Origin of the sequence: Actinomadura madurae, assembly GCF_047130825.1 — a bacterium.
GTDB lineage: Bacteria > Actinomycetota > Actinomycetes > Streptosporangiales > Streptosporangiaceae > Spirillospora > Spirillospora madurae.
In genome coordinates this window covers 7,354,362-7,373,681 of record NZ_CP083237.1, presented here as the reverse complement: position 1 = coordinate 7,373,681, position 19,320 = coordinate 7,354,362, and the positions used below count along the sequence as shown (strand labels likewise).

Sequence of the window (19,320 nt, the reverse complement as noted above, 5' to 3'; positions counted from 1 at the left end):
CCTCTCAGTACTTCAGCAGGTTCGCGTCGTCGACCGACGAGGACCTGCGGGTCCGGAAGATGGTCATGATGATCGCCAGGCCCACCACGACCTCCGCCGCGGCCACCACCATCACGAAGAACGCGATGATCTGGCCGTCCAGGTTGCCGTGCATGCGGGAGAACGAGACGAACGCGAGGTTCGTCGCGTTCAGCATGAGCTCGACGCACATGAACACCACGATCGCGTTGCGCCGCACGAGGACGCCGAGCGCTCCGATGGTGAACAGGATCGCCGAGAGCGCCAGGTAGTGCCCCGGACTCATTGACCAGCCTCGCCTTCACTCGCGCCGCCGCCCGCGGCCGGCGACCCCGACTTGACCGAGCGCGACTCGGCGTCGGCGTCCTCGGCCTCTTCGGTGGCCGCCTTGACCGCGGCCACGTCCCGTTCGAGGGCCTCCTCCTCGGTGCCGCCGAACAGGTCGGCGTGCCGCTCCGCGGTGTCGGTGCGGGCGGCGATGACCGGGTTGACCGACAGCTCCGACGGCGTCCCGTCCGGCAGCAGCGCCGGCATGTCGACGGCGTTGTGCCGGGCGTAGGTGCCGGGGCCGGGTAGCGGGCCCGGGTGGTCGCCGGACAAAAACCGCGCCTTGGACAGGTCCCGCTGCGTCGCCTTCGGCTCGGTGCGCTCCCGGTGCGCCAGCACCATCGCGCCGAGCGCCGCGGTGATCAGCAGGGCGCTGGTCGCCTCGAACGCGAACACGTACTTGGAGAACAGCAGCCGGGCCAGGCCGACCACGTTGCCCTCGGCGTTGGCCTGGTTCAGGCCGGCCGAGTCGCCGAGCGCGGCGTTGCCGAGCCCGACCGTCAGCAGGACGATGAAGCCGACCGCGGCGATCACCGCCCAGAAGCGCTGGCCCCGGATCGTCTCCACCAGGGAGTCGGTGGAACTGACCCCGACGAGCATCAGCACGAACAGGAACAGCATCAGCACCGCGCCGGTGTAGACGATCACCTGCACGAACGCCAGGAACGGCGCGTTCTGGATCGCGTACAGCGCGGCGAGGCAGAGCATCACGGTCGCGAGCAGCAGCGCCGAGTGCACCGCCTTCCGCATGAGGATCATGCCGAGCGCGGCGAGGACCGACACGACGGCGAGCAGCCAGAAGAAGAACGGCTCGCCCGACTGCTTGTCGGCGACGTCGGCCGCGAGGACGTGCGCGCCGGCCAGGGACGGCGTCATTTCCGCTCACCGCCCTTGCGCGCCTTCTCCCGCTTGACGGCCTGGTCGACGCCGGCGCGCCCGCCGCCCTCAGAAGGAACGTTCGGCGCGTCCTCGGACTGGAGGCCGAGGCGGTAGTAGTCCTCCTCGGTGTCGCCGAGCCGCATCTCGTGCGGCGGCGCCTCCATGCCCTCGCGCAGCGGCGCCAGCAGCATCTCCTTGGTGTAGATGAGGCTCTCGCGGCTGTCGTCGGCGAGCTCGTACTCGTTGGTCATCGTCAGCGCCCGGGTGGGGCACGCCTCGATGCAGAGCCCGCACAGGATGCACCGCAGATAGTTGATCTGGTAGGTGCGGCCGTACCGCTCGCCGGGCGAGTACCGCTCGTCCGCGGTGTTGTCGGCGCCCTCGACGAAGATCGCGTCAGCGGGGCACGCCCACGCGCACAGCTCGCAGCCGATGCACTTCTCCAGGCCGTCCGGCCACCGGTTGAGCTGGTGGCGGCCGTGGAAGCGCGGCGCCGTCGGCTTCTTCACCTCGGGGTACTGAACGGTCTCGCTCTTCATGAACATCTGGTGGAACGAGACCCCGAACCCCTTGACCGGGTTCAGGAAATCAGTGAGTCCCACTGGTGACCTCCTCGGGAGGGTTTTCGATCGTGGCCTGCCCGCGCGGCTCCCGGGCGCGGCCGTGGTAGTGGGGCGCGTCCATCGGCGGCACGGGGAACCCGCCCGCGGCCGGGTCGGTCCGCGTCCCCGCCGCGGCGCCCGGGACGATCTCCTTGTCGTCCTCGCCGCGGAACATCTCCCAGATCACCGTGGCGACCAGCACGACCGCGGCGGCCACGGCGGCGACGATGACGATCTGCCGCATGTCGTAGCCGTCGTTGCGCAGCGCGCGGATGGTCGCGACCAGCAGGATCCAGCCGAGCGAGAAGGGCATCAGCACCTTCCAGCCGAGCTTCATCAGCTGGTCGTAGCGGACGCGCGGCAGCGTGCCGCGCAGCCAGATGAAGAAGAAGATGAACAGGAAGATCTTGACCAGGAACCACAGCACCGGCCACCAGCCGGAGTTGGCGCCGGCCCAGACCGTGGAGATCGGCGCGGGAGCGCGCCAGCCGCCGAGGAACATCGTGGTGGCGAGCGCCGACAGCGTCGCGAGGTTGATGTACTCCGCGAGGAAGAACATCGCGAACTTCAGCGACGAGTACTCGGTGTGGAAGCCGCCGACCAGCTCGCCCTCGCCCTCGGGCAGGTCGAACGGGATGCGGTTCGACTCGCCCATCATCGTGATCACGTACACGACGAAGGACGGCGCGAGCAGCACCACGAACCACTTGTCCTGCTGCGCCGCGACGATCTGCGAGGTGGACATCGAGCCCGCGAACATGAACACCGCGACGAACGACAGGCCCATGGCGATCTCGTAGGAGATCATCTGCGCGGACGAGCGGAGCCCGCCGAGCAGCGAGTACGGCGACATCGACGACCAGCCGGCCAGCACGATGCCGTAGATCGCCATCGACGACATCGCGAGGACGAGCAGCACCGCGACCGGAAGGTCGGTGCCCTGCAGCGCCGTCTCGTGCCCGAAGACCGACACGCGCGGCCCGAACGGGATGATGATGAACGAGATGAACGCCGGGACCGCCGCCATCACCGGCGCGAGGATGAACACGATCTTGTCCACCTGGCGGGGGACGATGTCCTCCTTCAGCGCCAGCTTCACGCCGTCGGCGAGGCCCTGCAGCAGGCCGAAGGGCCCGGCGCGGTTCGGGCCGACGCGCAGCTGCATCCGGCCGATGATCCGCCGCTCGATCCACATCGTCATCAGCACGGTCACGACGAGGAACACGAAGATGGCGAGGACCTTGCCGCCGATCAGCCACCACGGGTCGGTGCCGAAGCCCTCCAGCGCGGGGTCGGCCGCCGGCGCGGCCAGGGGCCCGGCCGGGACGGCGGCGGGGAGCGGGCTCATTCGGCACCTCCAGCGTTCCCGTGCGCGCTCGCGAGCGTCCCGCTCGCGATCTTGACGATGCCGCCGGCGGCCGCGCCCAGGTCCCGGTACAGCGCGCAGCCGGCCGAGTTCGTCGGCAGCCACACCACCCGGTCGGGCAGGTCGGGGGTGATCTCCAGCGGGAGCGTGACCTCGCCGCGCGGCGCCGACACCGTCACCGCCCCGGTCGCGCCGATCTCCGCGGCCGTCGCGGGCGACAGCCGGGCGACCGCGGCCTTGGCGGTGCCCGCGAGGAACGGCTCGCCGTCCTGGAGGCGGCCCCGGTCCAGCAGCAGCCGCCACGTCGCGAGCAGCGCCTCGCCCTGCTCGGGGTGCGGCGGCAGCGGCTGCGCCACGTCCGGCGCGTCCGGGCGGGTGCCGCGGTGGGCGCCGAGTGCGGTCAGCTCGCGGCGCGCGGCGTCCGGTCCGGGCAGGCCCAGGTGGACGTCCATCTCGTCGGCGAGCGCCTGCAGGACCCGCAGGTCCGACATCCGCCCGGACGACTTCAGCACGATGTCGAACGGCCGGCCGCGGCCCTCCCAGTCGACGAACGTCCCGGACTTCTCCGCGACCGCCGCGACCGGCAGGACGACGTCGGCGCGGTCGGTGACCGCGCTCGGCCGCTGCTCCAGGCTCACCACGAACGGGGCGGCCTCAAGCGCTTTCAGCATCGCCTCCGGGTCGGGGAGGTCGTAGGGGTCGACGCCGCCGACGAGCAGCGCGCCGCACCGCCCCTGCGCCGCCGCCGCGATGATGCCCGCGGTGTCCTCGCCGGGCCCGGTGGGCAGCTCCGCGACGCCCCACGCGCGGGCGACCTCGGCGCGCGCCTCCGGGTCGGTGACCGGACGGCCGATCGGCAGCAGCCCGGGCAGCGCCCCGGCCTCGATCGCGCCGCGCTCCCCGGCCCGGCGCGGCACCCACGCCAGCCTGGCGCCGGTGACCTGCGCCACCCGGACCGCCGAGGTGAGGGCGCCGGGGCTGGTGGCGAGCCGCTCGCCGACCAGGATGACGGCGCCGGGCGTCTCCAGCAGCGTCCGGACGTCGGCGCGGTCGTCGTCGCCGATGAGCGAGCCGAGAGTCTCGGCCTCCGCGCCGGGCGCCGTCGGCAGCAGCGTGCCGCCGAGCTTCGCCAGCCCGCGCGTCGCGAACGGCGCGGCGGCGTACACCGGGAGCCGGTTCTTGCGGAACGCCTTGCGGAGCCGCAGGAACACGATCGGCGACTCCTCCTCCGGCTCCAGGCCGGCGAGGAGGACGACCGGCGCCTTCTCCAGGTCGGAGTACGACACCTCGATGGAGCGTCCCGCCACGGACGAGGCGAGGAACCGCGACTCCTCGTCCGACAGCGGGCGGGCCCGGAAGTCGACGTCGTTGGTGCCGAGCGCGATCCGGGCGAACTTGGCGTAGGCGTAGGCGTCCTCAAGGGTGACGCGGCCGCCGGCCAGCACACCGGCGGAGCCGCGCGCCCCGGCGAGGCCGCGCGCCGCGATCGTGAGCGCCTCCGGCCACGACGCCGTCTCCAGCACGCCGTCCTCATTGCGGACGAGCGGGTGGGTGAGGCGGTCGGGCCGCGTCCCGTAGGTGAAGGCCCAGCGGCCCTTGTCGCAGTTCCACTCCTCGTTGACCTGCGGGTCGTCCCCCGCCAGCCGCCGCGTGACCTTCCCGCGCCGGTGGTCGGTGCGCAGCGAGCAGCCGGACGCGCAGTGCTCGCAGACGCTCGGCTGCGACACGAGGTCGAACGGCCGGGACCGGAACCGGTACGCGGTGCCGGTCAGCGCGCCCACGGGGCAGATCTGCACGGTGTTGCCGGAGAAGTAGGAGTGGAACGGGTTGCCGTCGGCGGTCCCGACCTCCTCCTTCGCGCCCCGGGCGAACAGGTCGATGAACGGGTCGCCGGCGATCTGCTCGGAGAACCGGGTGCAGCGGGTGCACTGGATGCACCGCTCCCGGTCGAGCAGCACCTGGCTGGACAGCGGGAGCGGCTTCGGCCAGGTCCGCTTGGTCTCGGTGAACCGCGTCTCGCCGCGCCCGTTGGACATCGCCTGGTTCTGCAGCGGGCACTCGCCGCCCTTGTCGCAGATCGGGCAGTCCAGCGGGTGGTTGATGAGCAGGAACTCCATGATGCCGTGCTGGGCCTTGTCGGCCACCGGCGAGGTGAGCTGGGTCTTGACGACCATGCCCGGCATCACGGCGGTGGTGCAGGACGCCTGCGGCTTCGGCATCCCGCGGCCGTTCCCGGCGTCGGGGATCTCCACCAGGCACTGCCGGCAGGCGCCGATCGGGTCGAGCAGCGGATGCTCGCAGAACCGGGGGATCTGGATGCCGAGCAGCTCGGCGGCCCGGATGATCAGCGTGCCCTTGGGCACCTCGATCTCGAAGCCGTCGATGGTGCAGGAGACCATCTCGACCTTCTCCACCGCCGCCTTGTCGTCGGTGACGGTCACTTGGCACCTCCCCAGAGGGTGGACTCGGCCGGGTCGAAGGGGCAGGCGCCCTGCTCGAAGTGCCGGAGGTACTCGTCCCGGAACAGCTTGATGGACGAGACGACGGGGCTGGTCGCGCCGTCGCCGAGGGCGCAGAACGCGCGGCCGAGGATGTTGTCGGAGATGTCCAGCAGGGTCTCCAGGTCCTCCTCGGTGCCCTGGCCGGCCTCCAGCCGCTTCAGCATGAGCTTGTACCAGTAGGTGCCCTCGCGGCACGGCGTGCACTTGCCGCACGACTCATGCGCGTAGAACTCCGACCAGCGCAGCACGGCCCGGACGACGCAGGTCGTCTCGTCGAAGATCTGCAGGGCGCGGGTGCCGAGCATGGACCCGGCGGCGCCGACGGACTCGAAGTCCAGCGGCACGTCCAGGTGCTCCTCGGTGAAGATCGGCGTGGACGACCCGCCGGGCGTCCAGAACTTCAGCCGGTGGCCCTCCCGGACGCCGCCCGCCATGTCGAGCAGCTCCCGCAGCGTGATGCCGAGCGGCGCCTCGTACTGGCCGGGCCGGGTGACGTGCCCGGACAGCGAGAAGATCCCGAATCCCTGGGACTTCTCGGTGCCCATCGCGGCGAACCACTCCGGGCCGTTCCCGATGATCGAGGGAACCGACGAGATCGACTCGACGTTGTTGATGACGGTGGGCCCGCCGTACAGGCCCGCCACGGCCGGGAAGGGAGGCTTCAGCCTGGGCTGACCGCGGAACCCCTCAAGGGAGTCCAGCAGCGCCGTCTCCTCGCCGCAGATGTAGGCCCCGGCGCCGCTGTGGACGACGACGTCCAGGTCGTAGCCGGACCCGAGGATGTCCTTGCCGAGGTAGCCGGCCTCGTACGCCTCCGCCACCGCCTGGTGGAGGCGGCGGATGACGTGCAGCACCTCGCCGCGGACGTAGATGAACGCGACGTTCGACCTGATCGCGTAGGAGCTGATGACGATGCCCTCGACGAGCACGTGCGGGTTGGCCATCATCAGCGGGATGTCCTTGCACGTGCCCGGCTCGGACTCGTCCGCGTTCACCACCAGGTAGCGCGGGTTCGGGCTCGTCGGCGGCAGGAAGCCCCACTTCATCCCGGTGGGGAAGCCGGCGCCGCCGCGGCCGCGCAGGCCGGAGTCCTTGACCGCCTGGACGATTTCGTCCGGCTCCATGCCGAGGGCCTTGCGCAGCGCCTTGTAGCCGCCGCCGCGCTCGTACCCCGCGCGGGTGAAGGAGTCGGCCTGATCCCAGTTGCTCGTGAGGATCGGGGTCAGCGTGGTCACTTGTTCCGTCCCTCCTGGCTTCCGGGCTTCGCCTCGCCGGGGACGGGCTTGCCCGGCTCGTGCGGCGGCGCGGAGATCTGCTCCGGCTTCACCGGCTCCTCCGGGCGCTCGCGGTCGGTCTCGGCGGACGGCGCCGACCACCCGCGCTCCTGCGCCAGCTTGAGGCCGACCAGCGACTCCGGCCCGGCCTGGACGCCCTCGCCGGCGCGCCCGTCCGGGAACCCGGCGAGCACGCGGGACGCCTCCTTCCAGGTGGCAAGCTGCTCCGCGCCGCGTGAAGGAAGCACTTGCTCACCCGAGCGCAGGTCGTCGACGAGCCGCTTCGCCTTCTCGGGAGTCATGTTGTCGAAGAACTCCCAGTTGACCATCATCACCGGCGCGAAGTCGCAGGCGGCGTTGCACTCGATCCGCTCCAGGCTGACCTTGCCGTCCGGGGTGGCCTCGTCGTGCCCGACCCCGGTGTGCTCGCTCAGCTCGTTCCAGATCTGGTCGCCGCCCATGATGGCGCACAGCGTGTTGATGCAGACGCCGACGTGGTAGTCGCCGACCGGCGCGTGCTTGTACTGCGTGTAGAAGGTGGCGACGCCCTTCACCTGCGCCGGGGTGATGCCGAGCTGCTCCGCGCAGAACTCGATCCCGTCCTCGGTGACGTGCCCCTCCACCGACTGCACCAGGTGCAGCAGCGGCAGCAGCGCCGACCTCGGCCGCGGGTAGCGGCCGATGATCGCCTTGGCGTCCGCCTCCAGCCGCTCCCGAATCTCCGGTTCGTACGTCATCGGTCCACTCCCCCCATGACCGGGTCGATGCTGGCCACGGCGGCGAAGGCGGCAGGTGCGACCATGCCGCATGCCGGACCCCGTGCGATGCTCATCGGTCCACGCCTCCCATGACCGGGTCGAGGCTGGCCACGGCGGCGATGACGTCGGCGACCATGCCGCCCTCCGCCATCGCCGGGGTGGCCTGCAGGTTGACGAAGGACGGCTCGCGGAAGTGGACGCGGTACGGACGGGTGCCGCCGTCGCTGACCACGTGGGCGCCGAGCTCGCCGCGCGGCGACTCGATCGGCGCGTACGCCTGCCCCGCCGGCACCCGGAAGCCCTCCGTCACCAGCTTGAAGTGGTGGATCAGCGCCTCCATCGAGGTGCCCATGATGTGCGCGATGTGCCGGGGCGAGTTGCCCATGCCGTCCGCGCCGATGGCGAGCTGCGCCGGCCAGCCGATCTTCTTGTCCTCGATCATCACCGGGCCCTTGGCCGACTGCAGCCGGTCCAGGCACTGCTCGACGATCTTCAGGGACTCCTCCATCTCGTCCATCCGGACGAGGTAGCGGCCGTACACGTCGCAGGTGTCCTGCGTCGCGACCTCGAAGTCGTAGGTCTCGTAGCCGCAGTAGGGCTGCGACTTGCGCAGGTCCCACGGGATACCGGTGGCGCGCAGGACTGGGCCGGTGACCCCGAGGGCCGTGCAGCCGGTCAGGTCCAGGTACGCGACGTCCTTCGTCCGCGCCAGGTAGACCGGGTTCGCGTCCATCAGCTTGCGCAGCGCCTGGATCCGCTTCGGCATCCGGTCCAGGTAGTCGCGGATCTTGCTGGTCGCGCCGCTCGGCAGGTCCTGCGCGACCCCGCCCGGACGGACGTAGGCCATGTTCATCCGCAGCCCGGTGATCTCCTCGAACAGGTCGAGGGTGTACTCGCGCTCGATGAAGCCGTTCAGCATGACCGTCGTCGCGCCGAGCTCCAGCCCGAACGTGGCGATCGCGACCAGGTGCGAGGAGATCCGGTTCAGCTCCATCATCATCACGCGGATGATCTGGGCGCGCTCCGGGACCTGCTCGGTGACGCCGAGCAGCTTCTCCACGCTCAGGCAGTACGCCGTCTCGTTGAAGATCGGCGCCAGGTAGTCCATCCGGGTGCAGAACGTGGTGCCCTGCGTCCAGGTGCGGAACTCCATGTTCTTCTCGATGCCGGTGTGCAGGTACCCGATGCCCACCCGGGCCTCGTTCACCGTCTCACCGTCGAGCGTCAGGATGAGCCGGAGCACCCCGTGCGTGGACGGGTGCTGCGGGCCCATGTTGACGACGAGCCGCTCGTCGCCGAGGTCCTCGGCGCCCGCGACGACCTGGTCCCAGTCCTGCCCGTTGACGTCGAAGACCTTGCCCTCGGCCGCCTCTTCCGCGGCGTAGGCGTCGTACTCGGTGTACTTCGTGGAGCTCATGCGTACGACCGCCTTTCGTCGGGCGGCGGGATCTCCGCCCCGCGGTATTCGACGGGGATGCCGCCGAGAGGGTAGTCCTTGCGCTGCGGATGCCCCACCCAGTCGTCGGGCATCTCGATCCGCGTGAGCGCCGGGTGGCCGTCGTAGACGATCCCGAAGAAGTCGTGGGTCTCCCGCTCGTGCCAGTCGGCGGTCGGGTACACCGGCACCAGCGACGGGACGTGCGGGTCGGCGTCGGGGCAGGTCGCCTCCAGCCGGACGCGCCGGTTGTGCGTGATCGACAGCAGGTGCACGACCGAGTGCAGCTCGGCGCCCTCGTCCTTCGGGTAGTGGACGCCCGACACGCCGGAGCACAGCTCGAAGCGCAGGGACGGCTCGTCGCGCATCGTCCGGGCGACCTCGGCCAGGTGCTCGCGCCGGACGAAGAACGTGAGCTCACCGCGGTCGACGACGACCCGCTCGATCGCGTCCCCGAAGTCGGGGCCCGCCTTCTCCGCGGACGCCCCCTGGGAGCCGAGCGCCCTTTCGAGCTCGTCGGCGATCTCGTCGAACTCGCCGGCCTCGGCCGCGCCGCCGGGCCCGCCGTAGGGGCGCTGCGCGGACACCTTCGGGCTCTGCCGGATGACCAGGCCGCCGTAGCCGGACGTGTCGCCGGTCGTCTTCGCGCCGAACATCCCCTTGCGCGCGATCGGCTGCTCCCGGCGCTCCTCCTCGGTCTGCGCGGGAAGCTGGTCGGCGCCCTGCTCGGCCTGTTGCTCAGGATGCTGAGACGTCATCGCGACCACCTCCTGGGGGGACGACCCCCCAGCCCCCCCGGCAAGTGCCCGTGAACGCTGACCTGCACTCCGCTGCGCTCCGTTCCGGTCATCGTTCACGCTCCCTGTCCCAAGAGCGGCAGCTGGCGGCGCTTGGCCTCTTCGAGCTCCGCGATCTGCTTCGCGCGCTGCGCCCCGAGCTTGGTGTTGTTGATCTTGTCGTGCAGCTTCAGGATCGCGTCCAGCAGCATCTCCGGCCGCGGCGGGCAGCCCGGCAGGTAGATGTCGACCGGGACGATGTGGTCCACGCCCTGCACGATCGCGTAGTTGTTGAACATGCCGCCCGACGACGCGCACACGCCCATCGCGATGACCCACTTCGGCTCGGTCATCTGGTCGTAGATCTGCCGCAGCACCGGCGCCATCTTCTGGCTCACCCGGCCCGCGACGATCATCAGGTCGGCCTGCCGCGGCGTCGCCGAGGCACGCTCCATCCCCCACCGGGAGAAGTCGTGCCGGGGATCGCCGGTCGCCATCATCTCGATCGCGCAGCAGGCGAGGCCGAACGTCGCCGGCCACATCGAGCTGCTGCGCCCCCACCCGGCGAGCTTCTCGACCGTGGTCAGCAGGAAGCCGCTGGGGAGTTTCTCCTCTAGACCCATCTCAGTCCCACTCCAGACCGCCGCGCCGCCAGATGTAGGCGTACGCCACGAGGACGGTGACGATGAAAAGGACCATCTCGACAAGGCCGAACAGCCCCATCCGGTCGAACGCGACCGCCCAGGGGTAGAGGAAGATGATCTCAATGTCGAAGACGATGAAGAGCATCGCCGTCAGGTAGTACTTGACCGGAAAGCGCCCGCCGCCGACCGGCTGCGGGGTGGGCTCGATGCCGCACTCGTAGGCGTCCAGCCGGGCCCGGTTCCACCGCTTGGGCCCCGTGAGCGCGGCCATTCCCACCGAGCCGGCCGCGAAGACGAAGGCGAGCACCCCGAGCACGATGATCGGAATATAGAGATCCATATCCCTACAGCCTCTCCTCGGGACGTACGACGTTGTACGGGACGGGCCGTCTGCGACCCGCCACCCTAGCCAAGGTGATCAATAGCGCTCCCCTCAGGGGGTCGGGTACTGCACTTTAGTCCGCTCACCTGCGGAAGCTTGCATTTCATGCCGCCGGCGCCACCTTCTGCATCGCGTTGATGACCCGGTCCATCGCGTCCCCGCCCTTCGGGTCGGTCAGGTTCGCCAGCAGCTTGAGCGTGAACCGCATCAGCGTCGGGTGCGGCAGGCCGTGCGAGGTGAGGAACTTCATGATCCGCGGGTCGCCGATGGCCTGCACGAACACGCGGGCGAGGGTGAAGTAGCCGCCGTGCTCGTCCTTCAGGATGCGCGGGTACTCGTACAGGGTCCGCTCGCGCTGCGCCGGGGTGCGGCGGGCGAGCGCCTGCACCATGATGTCGGCGGCCAGCCGGCCGGACTCCAGCGCGTAGTCGATGCCCTCGCCGTTGAACGGGTTGATCATGCCGCCGGCGTCGCCGACGAGCAGCATCCCGCGGGTGTAGTGCGGCTGCCGGTTGAAGCCCATCGGCAGCGCCGCGCCGCGGATCTTGGACGTGGCGTGCTCCTCGTCGAACTGCCAGTCCTCCGGCATCTGCGCGCACCAGCGCTTCAGCATGCCGCGGTAGTCGACGCTCTGGAACGCCTTGCTGGTGTTGAGCAGGCCGAGCCCGACGTTGGACGTCCCGTCGCCGACGCCGAACACCCAGCCGTAGCCGGGCAGCAGGCGCTGGCCGTCCCACAGCTCCAGCCACGCCTCCATGAACGCGTCGTCGTGGCGGGGGCTCTGGAAGTAGCGGCGGACCGCGACGCCCATCGGGCGGTCCTCGCGCCGGCGCAGTCCCATGGCGAGCGACAGCCGCGTCGAGTTGCCGTCGGCGGCGACGACGAGCGGCGCGCGGAACTCGATCTCGTCGCCGCCGTACTCGGCGGTGACGCCGACGATGCGGTCGGTGCGCTCGTCCAGGATCGGGCCGGTGACGGTGCAGCCCTGCAGGAGCTTGGCGCCGGCCTTGGCGGCGTGCTCGGCGAGGAGCTGGTCGAGGTCGGTGCGCTTGCGGACGAGCCCGTAGTCGGGGAAGGACGCGAGCTCCGGCCAGGGCAGCTCGACCTTCACGCCGCCGCCGTAGATGCGCAGGCCCTTGTTGCGCCCCCAGCCCGGGTCGTTGACGTCGACGCCCATGCCGATGAGGGCGCGCACGGCCCGCGGGGTGAGGCCGTCGCCGCAGATCTTGTCGCGCGGGAAGGTGGCCTTCTCCAGCAGCTGGACTTCCAGTCCGGCCTGCGCGAGCCAGTAGGCGGTCGACGATCCGGCGGGGCCCGCCCCGACGACGATGGCATCCGCGTGTCGGGTGGAGTCGGTCACGATGGTCCTCTTCGCTCGTTCGCTTGTGAAGTACTTCACAAGGATCCGTTGGGGAGTCTATTCCTTTATCACGACTGGTGGGTACTTCTGGGGCGGTCCGAGTTTGGAGCGGTCCGAGCCCACCGGCCCGTCACCGGGTCGAGGGGGCCTCAGCCGGGCTTGACGGCGTGGTGCAGCGCGGCCACCCCGAACGTGAGATCGCGCCAGCGCACCTCGCCCCAGCCCGCGTCCTGGATCAGCCGCGCCAGCGCCGCCTGGTCCGGCCAGGCCAGCGTCGACTCGGCGAGGTAGCGGTAGGAGTCGGGGTTGGAGCTGACCCGTGCCAGCAGCGGCAGCCCGTACCGCAGATGCGCCCGGTGGCCGAGCGCCAGCACCGCGTTCGGGGGGTGGCTCACCTCGCAGACCAGCAGCCGCCCGCCCGGTCTGGTCACCCTGCGCAGCTCGCGCAGCCCGCGTCCGGTGTCGGCGACGTTGCGCAGCCCGAAGGAGATGGTGACGGCGTCGAAGGAGGCGTCCGCGAAAGGGAGGCGCAGCGCGTCACCCGCCACGAAGCTCAGCCCCCGGACGCCGCCCGGCCGCCCCCGGCCGTGCCGGCGCACCCCGACGCGCAGCATGCCGAGCGAGAAGTCGCACGCCACCGTGTCGGCGCCGGCCTCGGCGAACGGCACCGACGAGGTGCCCGTCCCCGCCGCGAGGTCGAGGACGCGCTCACCCGGCTTCGCCGCCAGCGCCCGGACGACCTCCCGCCGCCACCGCCGGTCCTGTCCGCCGGTCATCAGCGTGTTCAGCAGGTCGTACCGCTCCGCGGTGCCGTCGAACATCGCCGCGACGTCGGCGGGCTGCTTGTCGAGTGAGGCGCGGGTCATGCCCCCACCCTAAGAGGCCCCGCGCACCGCCGGGCGCAAGGGGCTCGCGGGTGTCACTCCGCGCGGGAGCGCGCTGTGTCACTCAGCGCGGGGCCGCGCCGTGTCACTCCGCGCGGGGCGTGTCCCGTCCTCCTTGGTGACCGACTTCTCGAAGCGCTCCCGCTGGGCGCGCACGCCCCGGGTGACGGCGGCCGACATCCGGTCCCGCTGGGCGGACAGCAGCACGTAGCTGACGATCCCGCTGATCAGCAGGGCCAGCATCAGGAGCAGGAAACCGCGGGCCCCGAAGAGCGCGAGCACGCCCGCGGTGGCCGCGAAGATCGCGAGCCGCGCGAGGGTGTAGAGCAGGACGGAACGCATGACCCTTCGAGGGTATCCCCGCGATCCGGCGACCCCGGCCCGGGGTCGCCGCCCGGGGTCACGGAGGCGGCTGTCCCCGACCCAGCACCTCCAGCAGGAGGGCGGGGTCCACGTTGCCGCCGGAGAGGATCGACACGTAGGTCCGGCCTTCCGGAAGCTCCGCGCGGTGGTGAAGGTAGGCGGCGGTGGCCACGGCCCCGGCCGGCTCGGCGATGAGGCGCGCCTCGCGGGCGAGGCGGCGCATCGTCCCGCGGATCTCGTCCTCGGTCACGGTGACGATGCCGTCCACGTACGCGCGCATGTGCGCGAACGGCAGGTCGCCGACCTGCTGGACGCGCAGCGCGTCGGCGATCGTGCGGCCGGTCTCCTCCGCCGTCCAGGCGACCGGGCGCCCGGCGGCCATCGACTCGCGGGCGTCCGCGGCCAGCTCCGGCTCGACGCCGATCACCTTCGCCTCGGGGCGCAGCTCCTTCACCGCCGTGGCGACGCCCGCGAGCAGGCCGCCGCCGCTGACCGGGACGAGCACCACGTCCACGTCCGGGCGGTCCTGGACGATCTCCAGCCCGGTGGTGCCCTGGCCCGCGATGATCCGCGCGTCGTCGTAGGGCGGGATCATCGTGAAGCCGTGCGCGGCCTGGAGCTTGCGGGCGGTCTCGACGCGGGCCTGCGACGTCGGCTCGACGTGGACGACCTCGGCGCCGAGCGCGATGCACGCGTCGACCTTCACGCCCGGGGCGGTGTGCGGCATGACGAGGACGGCCCGGATGCCGAGCGCGCGGGCGGCGTAGGCGACGGCCTGCGCGTGGTTGCCGCTGGAGTGCGTCACGACGCCGCGCTCGCGCTCCCGCGGCTCCAGCGACGCGATGGCGGAGTACGCACCGCGGATCTTGAAGGCGCCGATCGGCTGCAGCGACTCGGCCTTCACGAGCAGCGACGGCGCCTCCGCGCCGTCGTCGGCGGGGGCGGGGTCGCGGGGAAAGGGGACGAGCGGCGTCCGGACGGCGACGCCCGCGATGCGCTCGGCGGCGCGCTCGATATCCGGTGGCGAAACGAGATCCGACATGTCCGGGAGACTACTTCGGGCGCCGTTCCGGACGATCCGCCGGGGACGGCCTTCCGGGACGTGTCTCGGGCGTGACTTGGCAGGTCAAACGGGGTCAGCGTGATCTCTGTGGCCCATGCCGCGATTACCGTTCGTCATCGCGCCAGCTCGGCGAACTACGGTCGGTGATCTTTTGCGAAAACAAGGGAGAAATCGGTCTTGACCCGCCACACTGTAAACAGTCCACCCGCGCCGAGAGCGGGACAAAGGGGGAGAGAAAACGTGGAGAGCACGAGCGAGCGCCTGCTGACCCCTGGGGAGGTCGCCGCCCTCTTCCGGGTCGACCCGAAGACGGTCACCCGGTGGGCCGCCGCGGGCCGGATCAGCAGCATCCGCACTCCGGGAGGCCACCGGCGCTTCCGCGAGTCCGAGGTGCACGCGCTGCTGCGCGGCGAGGAGCCCGTCGCCGAGCATTCGGCCCGCTGACGAGGCCCAGCCGCCCGGATTGCCGCGCCGAAGGCAGTCCCCTCCGCCGGGCGGCCGGGCTCAGTCCTCCCGGTCCCCCGCCTTCCACTCCTCGAACCGGCGCAGCAGCTCAGCGTCCTCGTCCCGCCACCGGCGCCGCCTGTCCTCCAGCTCCTCCTCCGTGAGCGACTCGTCGAGCAGCCGGTCGTAGTCGGGGTCGTCCGGTCCGATCTCGACGTACGCGTCGGCGATGATCCGTCCCTCGCGCGCCTCGTCCCCGGTCTCGTCCCCGTGCCCGCCGGTGTCGGCGAGCACGCTGTGGGGCACCCGGAGCGTGCCGTCGGGGAGCCGGATCACGTACATCGTCGTTCCCCTTCGCTCTGCGCCGCCGCACGGCCTGCCATCGCGGCGTCCTAGATCCCGTACCGGCGGTTGAAGAACAGCATGACCTCCAGGGCCGTCCGGATGTTGCCGGCGAGCATATCCACCAGCGCCGGCCGCTGCCGGGACGAGATCGCGGCGAACGCGTCGGCGAAGAACTCGCGGCGGCCGAGCGCGTCCGGCTGCCGGTGGAACTCGCTCGCGAGGTGCGGGCGGCACTCCTCGTACAGCCTGCGGAAGGCGGGGCTGTCGGAGGTCCACTCGCCGTCGTCGCCGTCGATGTCGTCGAGCGCGTGGCCGACCTCGTGCAGCATCACGTCCGGCGTCGGGGACGGCCGGTCCCCCACGACGATCTTGCGGTCGCCGTACGCGCCGGCGCAGATGTCCCAGGTGGCGCGGCCCGACGGCAGCGGGCGGTCGCGCAGGTGGCCCATGTCGTCCAGCTGCGGGACGCCGCCGGGGCCGACGTAGATGCCGTCCAGCCCGTCCGCGAGCTTCTCCTTCAGCGGCTCCGGCAGCGACGCCAGGCTGTCGACGGCCCCGATCACCTCCGGGGGCGGCGGGCCCTCCCGGACGTCCCACTGCCGGTAGAGGACGCTCTCCAGCACGCCGCAGTGGCGGCGGCCGTCGGCGGCGTGCGGCGTGCCCGGCGGGTACGGCTCCACGCGCAGCCGCTCGTCCTCCAGCTCGAAGTCGCGCCATCGGTAGTCGCCCGCCCGCGGCCGGCCGTGCCCGCGCCGCCCGAACCGGCCGGTCAGCCCGCGCTGCCCGCCCGCCGTGTCGACGGGCGGGGCGGCGTCGGGGCGGTCCCGGCCGAGGGCGTGGTCGTCGTCGCGGCCCGCCTTGCGGAACCGGCCGAACCGGTCGCGCGGCTGGTTGCTGCGCGGCCGCACCTGCCCGGAGTCGGGCGGGGACGACGCGTAGGCGACGTCGTCCGCGGCCGCGTCCGGGCGGTGCCGGCCGCCGCGGAACGCCTCCCGGGGCCTCGGCTCCCGGGTCTTGCGGTGCACGCCTTTGAAGCGCATCGGGCTCCTCTGTCAGCGGGGACCCGCGGGGGTGCCGCACGGCGTCCGCGCGACCGGGTCCCGGAGGAAGGGTAAGCCGGAACCCGACATTCCGTCATCCCGGGGAGTCACGGGACACGGCCGCGCGGCACCCGTCAGGCGTAGGAGTGCAGGCCGGAGAACATGTAGTTCACGCCGAAGAAGTTGAAGAGCAGCGCCGCGAACGCCAGCAGCGACAGGTACGCGGCCTTGCGGCCCCTCCATCCGGCGGTGGCGCGGGCGTGCAGGTAGGCGGCGTAGACGACCCAGGTGATGAAGGACCAGATCTCCTTGGGGTCCCAGCCCCAGTAGCGACCCCACGCCTGGTCGGCCCAGATCGCGCCCATGATGATCGCGGCCGTCCAGATCGGGAACGCGAACATCGTGACCCGCATCGAGAGGCGGTCGAGGCTCTCCACCGACGGGATGCGCGACAGCACGCCGCCCGCGGCGACGCCGCCGCGCGACTCCGCCCGATCCTTGACCAGGTACAGGACGGTGGCGGCGCCCGCCACCGTGAACGAGCCGGTCGCGACGATCGCGGCGGTCACGTGGATGGCGATCCAGTAGGAGTTCAGCGCCGGGCTGACCGGGCCCACCGAGTCGTACAGCCAGATGTTGGCGACGCCGAGCGCGATGGCCGCGGCGGCCATCACGAAAGCGCCGAGGAACCGCGCGTTGTACCGGAGCATCACGACGATGAACGCGGTGACGGCGGCGAACGAGATGGCGGTGAGGAACTCGTACATGTTGCCCCACGGCCACCGGTTCGCGGCCAGCCCGCGGGTCACCAGGACGCCGAGGTGCGCGCCCCAGCCGAGCACGTTCAGCAGGACGGCGAGGCGGACCCAGTCGACCCGGGGACGCTCGGCCGCGTCCTCCTCCGCGTCCGCGTCCATTTCCGCGTCCGCCTTGGCGGGGGCGCCGTCCGGGGCCGCGGCCCCGGCGGAGCCCACCAGCACCTTCGCCCCCGCCTCAGCCGGGACGGCCTCGGCCTCCGCGGCGGCCCCGGCCACCGCGCGGCGGCGGCCGAAGCCCAGGTCGGCGGCGTAGGCGACCAGCGCGATGACGTACATCACCACGGTGGTCAGCATGAGCTTGTCGCTCAGGTTCGCGAGGTCGGCGTTGCTCACCTCGTCACTCCTTCGGTTCGGTCGCCGGCCCGGAGGGGCGGTCGGCGGGCTCGGTCTCGCCGGGCAGGGGGTCGCCGGGCAGGGTGTCGGTCCCGTCTCCTGAACCGGTCCCGTCGTCCGGACCGCGCAGCGCGGCCACGATCTCGTCGAACTCCGGGGTCGGGTTCCCCAGCGTGAGGCCGCCGACCTCCACCACCGTACGCCCGCCCTCTCCGGCGCTCGCACGGACCCACACCCTGCGGCGCCGGACCATGAACGAGGTCGCGACGCCGAGCACCGCGAGGACGGCGGCGATCAGCGCGGGGATGCGTCCCGGGTCGTGGTTGACCGACAGGCTCGTCCACTCCCGGAGCCCGTCGAAGGTGATCGAGCCGGACCCGTCGGGCAGCGTGAACGTCTCCCCCGGCTCCAGCAGCTTCTGGCCGTCCTTGACGGGATGGAGCGTCTTGCCGATGCCCTCCAGCTTGTAGACCGACTGGGGGCTGCCGGAGTCCAGCCCGATGTCGCCCTTGAACGAGGAGATCGTGACGACGGGGCGGATCGGCGCGGGGAACGCCGAGACGATCTGCTTGCCGTCCTCGCTGGCGACCGCGGTCGGCCACAGGATCGCGTAGAAGGCGAGCTGGTCGGGCTGGGCGTCCGGGACCTTGATGACGCCCTCGGACGTCAGGTTCCGCGGCTCCAGTTCCAGGAACGGCACCGAGTCCTGGAACGCCACGTCGCCCTTGGCGTCCCGGACGGTGAACACCGGCGCGTACCCGTGCCCGAGCAGGTACACCTTGGCGCCGCCGACCTCCAGCGGATGGTTCAGCCGCAGGTCGTACCGCTTCTCTCGGCCGTCCGGCGTCGCCCGGTAGCGGATGTGCGCGTCGAACGCGGTGGCCTGGCCGCGCTTGTCGCCCTTGGGCTCGTACTCGGCCTTGAAGTCGTCGAGCGTGACCGTGAACGGGGCGAGCTCGCCGCCCTGGAAGGCCCGTCCGGGCGTGAACTGGTCGTACTGGCTCAGCGAGTTCGCGAACGTCTTGCCCTCGCTGAGCAGGACGTTCCCGCGGTAGCCGAACAGGTTGCCGAGGCCGAGCGCCAACAGCAGGGCGAGCAGCGCCAGGTGGAACAGCAGGTTGCCCGACTCGCCCAGGTAGCCCTTCTCGGCGGACGCCGCGCCGCTGGAGACGTCCACCCGGAACCGGCGCCGGCGCAGGATTTCGCGGGCCTCGGTGAGGACGTCGTCGGGCGCCGCGTCCGTCTCGTAGGTCGCGGACTGCGGCAGCCGCCCCAGGTTGCGCGGAGCCGCCGGGGGCCGCGCCCGCATCGACCTGTAGTGCTTCACGGCGCGCGGGATGACGCAGCCCGCCAGCGACACGAACAGCAGGATGTAGATCGCCGCGAACCAGGGCGCGGCGAACACGTCGAACATCGAGAACCGGTCGAGCCACGGCCCGAGCGTCCTGTGCTCCTCCAGGTAGGCCGCGACCTTCTCGGGGGCCTGCCCGCGCTGCGGCAGGACCGAGCCGGGCACGGCGCCGAGCGCGACCAGGAACAGCAGGATCAGCGCGGTCCGCATCGTGGTGAGCTGCCGCCAGCCCCACCGCAGCCAGCCGAGCGGCCCGATGCCGGAGGGCCGCGGCACCTCCTCCGGCGCCTGCCGCGCGGCCGGAGACCCGGTGGCGGAAGACTCGGTGGCCGGGGCGTCGTGCTCGATCTCAGTCAT

The 19,320-nt window shown here is 71.6% G+C and carries 20 protein-coding genes; 1 reads left to right on the top strand and 19 read right to left on the bottom strand.

The window, feature by feature from the left end; translation table 11 throughout:
- Window positions 1–4: 4 nt before the first annotated feature.
- The 15 genes from nuoK to K8Z49_RS33860 form a co-directional block, all read right to left on the bottom strand.
- On the bottom strand, window positions 5–304 hold the full coding sequence (gene nuoK, locus K8Z49_RS33930; RefSeq protein WP_021593191.1) for an NADH-quinone oxidoreductase subunit NuoK: 300 nt from the start codon (window positions 302–304) through the stop codon (window positions 5–7).
- Window positions 301–1,221, bottom strand: a complete 921-nt coding sequence (locus tag K8Z49_RS33925) for an NADH-quinone oxidoreductase subunit J (protein WP_021593190.1) — start codon at window positions 1,219–1,221, stop codon at window positions 301–303. Before K8Z49_RS33925 ends, nuoK begins: the two co-directional genes overlap by 4 nt.
- Entirely contained in the window at window positions 1,218–1,826 is a 609-nt protein-coding gene (gene nuoI, locus K8Z49_RS33920; protein WP_021593189.1) for an NADH-quinone oxidoreductase subunit NuoI, read from the bottom strand. Before nuoI ends, K8Z49_RS33925 begins: the two co-directional genes overlap by 4 nt.
- Window positions 1,813–3,174 (bottom strand): NADH-quinone oxidoreductase subunit NuoH, encoded by a 1,362-nt coding sequence (gene nuoH, locus K8Z49_RS33915; RefSeq protein WP_111832442.1) that lies wholly within the window; start codon window positions 3,172–3,174, stop codon window positions 1,813–1,815. The genes nuoI and nuoH overlap by 14 nt, the downstream gene beginning before the upstream one ends.
- Entirely contained in the window at window positions 3,171–5,633 is a 2,463-nt protein-coding gene (locus K8Z49_RS33910) for an NADH-quinone oxidoreductase subunit G (protein ID WP_412516114.1), read from the bottom strand. The genes nuoH and K8Z49_RS33910 overlap by 4 nt, the downstream gene beginning before the upstream one ends.
- Window positions 5,630–6,928 carry an NADH-quinone oxidoreductase subunit NuoF gene (nuoF, locus tag K8Z49_RS33905; protein WP_021593186.1) on the bottom strand — a complete coding sequence of 433 codons (1,299 nt, stop codon included), beginning with the start codon at window positions 6,926–6,928 and terminating at the stop codon, window positions 5,630–5,632. The genes K8Z49_RS33910 and nuoF overlap by 4 nt, the downstream gene beginning before the upstream one ends.
- Window positions 6,925–7,704 (bottom strand): NADH-quinone oxidoreductase subunit NuoE, encoded by a 780-nt coding sequence (gene nuoE / locus K8Z49_RS33900; RefSeq protein ID WP_075021024.1) that lies wholly within the window; start codon window positions 7,702–7,704, stop codon window positions 6,925–6,927. The genes nuoF and nuoE overlap by 4 nt, the downstream gene beginning before the upstream one ends.
- A 91-nt stretch (window positions 7,705–7,795) precedes the next feature.
- Window positions 7,796–9,142: an NADH-quinone oxidoreductase subunit D gene (locus K8Z49_RS33895; protein ID WP_021593184.1), complete on the bottom strand. Its 1,347-nt coding sequence runs from the start codon at window positions 9,140–9,142 to the stop codon at window positions 7,796–7,798.
- Entirely contained in the window at window positions 9,139–9,918 is a 780-nt protein-coding gene (locus tag K8Z49_RS33890) for an NADH-quinone oxidoreductase subunit C (protein WP_412516113.1), read from the bottom strand. The genes K8Z49_RS33895 and K8Z49_RS33890 overlap by 4 nt, the downstream gene beginning before the upstream one ends.
- A gap of 95 nt (window positions 9,919–10,013) precedes the next feature.
- On the bottom strand, window positions 10,014–10,559 hold the full coding sequence (locus tag K8Z49_RS33885) for a NuoB/complex I 20 kDa subunit family protein (RefSeq protein WP_021593182.1): 546 nt from the start codon (window positions 10,557–10,559) through the stop codon (window positions 10,014–10,016).
- 1 nt (window position 10,560) lies between these two features.
- Entirely contained in the window at window positions 10,561–10,920 is a 360-nt protein-coding gene (locus K8Z49_RS33880) for an NADH-quinone oxidoreductase subunit A (protein WP_021593181.1), read from the bottom strand.
- Window positions 10,921–11,065: 145 nt separating this feature from the next.
- Window positions 11,066–12,322, bottom strand: coding sequence for a geranylgeranyl reductase family protein (locus K8Z49_RS33875; protein WP_024935753.1), 1,257 nt, complete (start codon window positions 12,320–12,322; stop codon window positions 11,066–11,068).
- A 149-nt stretch (window positions 12,323–12,471) separates the two neighbouring features.
- A complete protein-coding gene (locus K8Z49_RS33870; protein ID WP_021593179.1) occupies window positions 12,472–13,188 on the bottom strand; it encodes a demethylmenaquinone methyltransferase in 717 nt (238 codons plus the stop codon).
- Window positions 13,189–13,266: 78 nt separating this feature from the next.
- Entirely contained in the window at window positions 13,267–13,548 is a 282-nt protein-coding gene (locus K8Z49_RS33865) for a DUF4229 domain-containing protein (RefSeq protein WP_021593178.1), read from the bottom strand.
- A 58-nt stretch (window positions 13,549–13,606) separates the two neighbouring features.
- Window positions 13,607–14,611 (bottom strand): threonine/serine dehydratase, encoded by a 1,005-nt coding sequence (locus K8Z49_RS33860; protein ID WP_412516112.1) that lies wholly within the window; start codon window positions 14,609–14,611, stop codon window positions 13,607–13,609.
- A 261-nt stretch (window positions 14,612–14,872) separates the two neighbouring features.
- Here K8Z49_RS33860 and K8Z49_RS33855 point away from each other — a divergent pair, with 261 nt between their 5' ends.
- On the top strand, window positions 14,873–15,076 hold the full coding sequence (locus K8Z49_RS33855; protein WP_021593176.1) for a BldC family transcriptional regulator: 204 nt from the start codon (window positions 14,873–14,875) through the stop codon (window positions 15,074–15,076).
- 60 nt (window positions 15,077–15,136) lie between these two features.
- Here the strand turns inward: K8Z49_RS33855 and K8Z49_RS33850 are convergent, their stop codons facing one another.
- The 4 genes from K8Z49_RS33850 to K8Z49_RS33835 form a co-directional block, all read right to left on the bottom strand.
- Window positions 15,137–15,418 carry a hypothetical protein gene (locus K8Z49_RS33850; protein ID WP_021593175.1) on the bottom strand — a complete coding sequence of 94 codons (282 nt, stop codon included), beginning with the start codon at window positions 15,416–15,418 and terminating at the stop codon, window positions 15,137–15,139.
- Between the two features lie 50 nt (window positions 15,419–15,468).
- Window positions 15,469–16,461, bottom strand: a complete 993-nt coding sequence (locus K8Z49_RS33845; protein WP_024935752.1) for a hypothetical protein — start codon at window positions 16,459–16,461, stop codon at window positions 15,469–15,471.
- A gap of 134 nt (window positions 16,462–16,595) precedes the next feature.
- Window positions 16,596–17,612 (bottom strand): c-type cytochrome biogenesis protein CcsB, encoded by a 1,017-nt coding sequence (gene ccsB, locus K8Z49_RS33840; protein WP_412516111.1) that lies wholly within the window; start codon window positions 17,610–17,612, stop codon window positions 16,596–16,598.
- Between the two features lie 4 nt (window positions 17,613–17,616).
- A complete protein-coding gene (locus tag K8Z49_RS33835; protein WP_412516110.1) occupies window positions 17,617–19,320 on the bottom strand; it encodes a cytochrome c biogenesis protein ResB in 1,704 nt (567 codons plus the stop codon).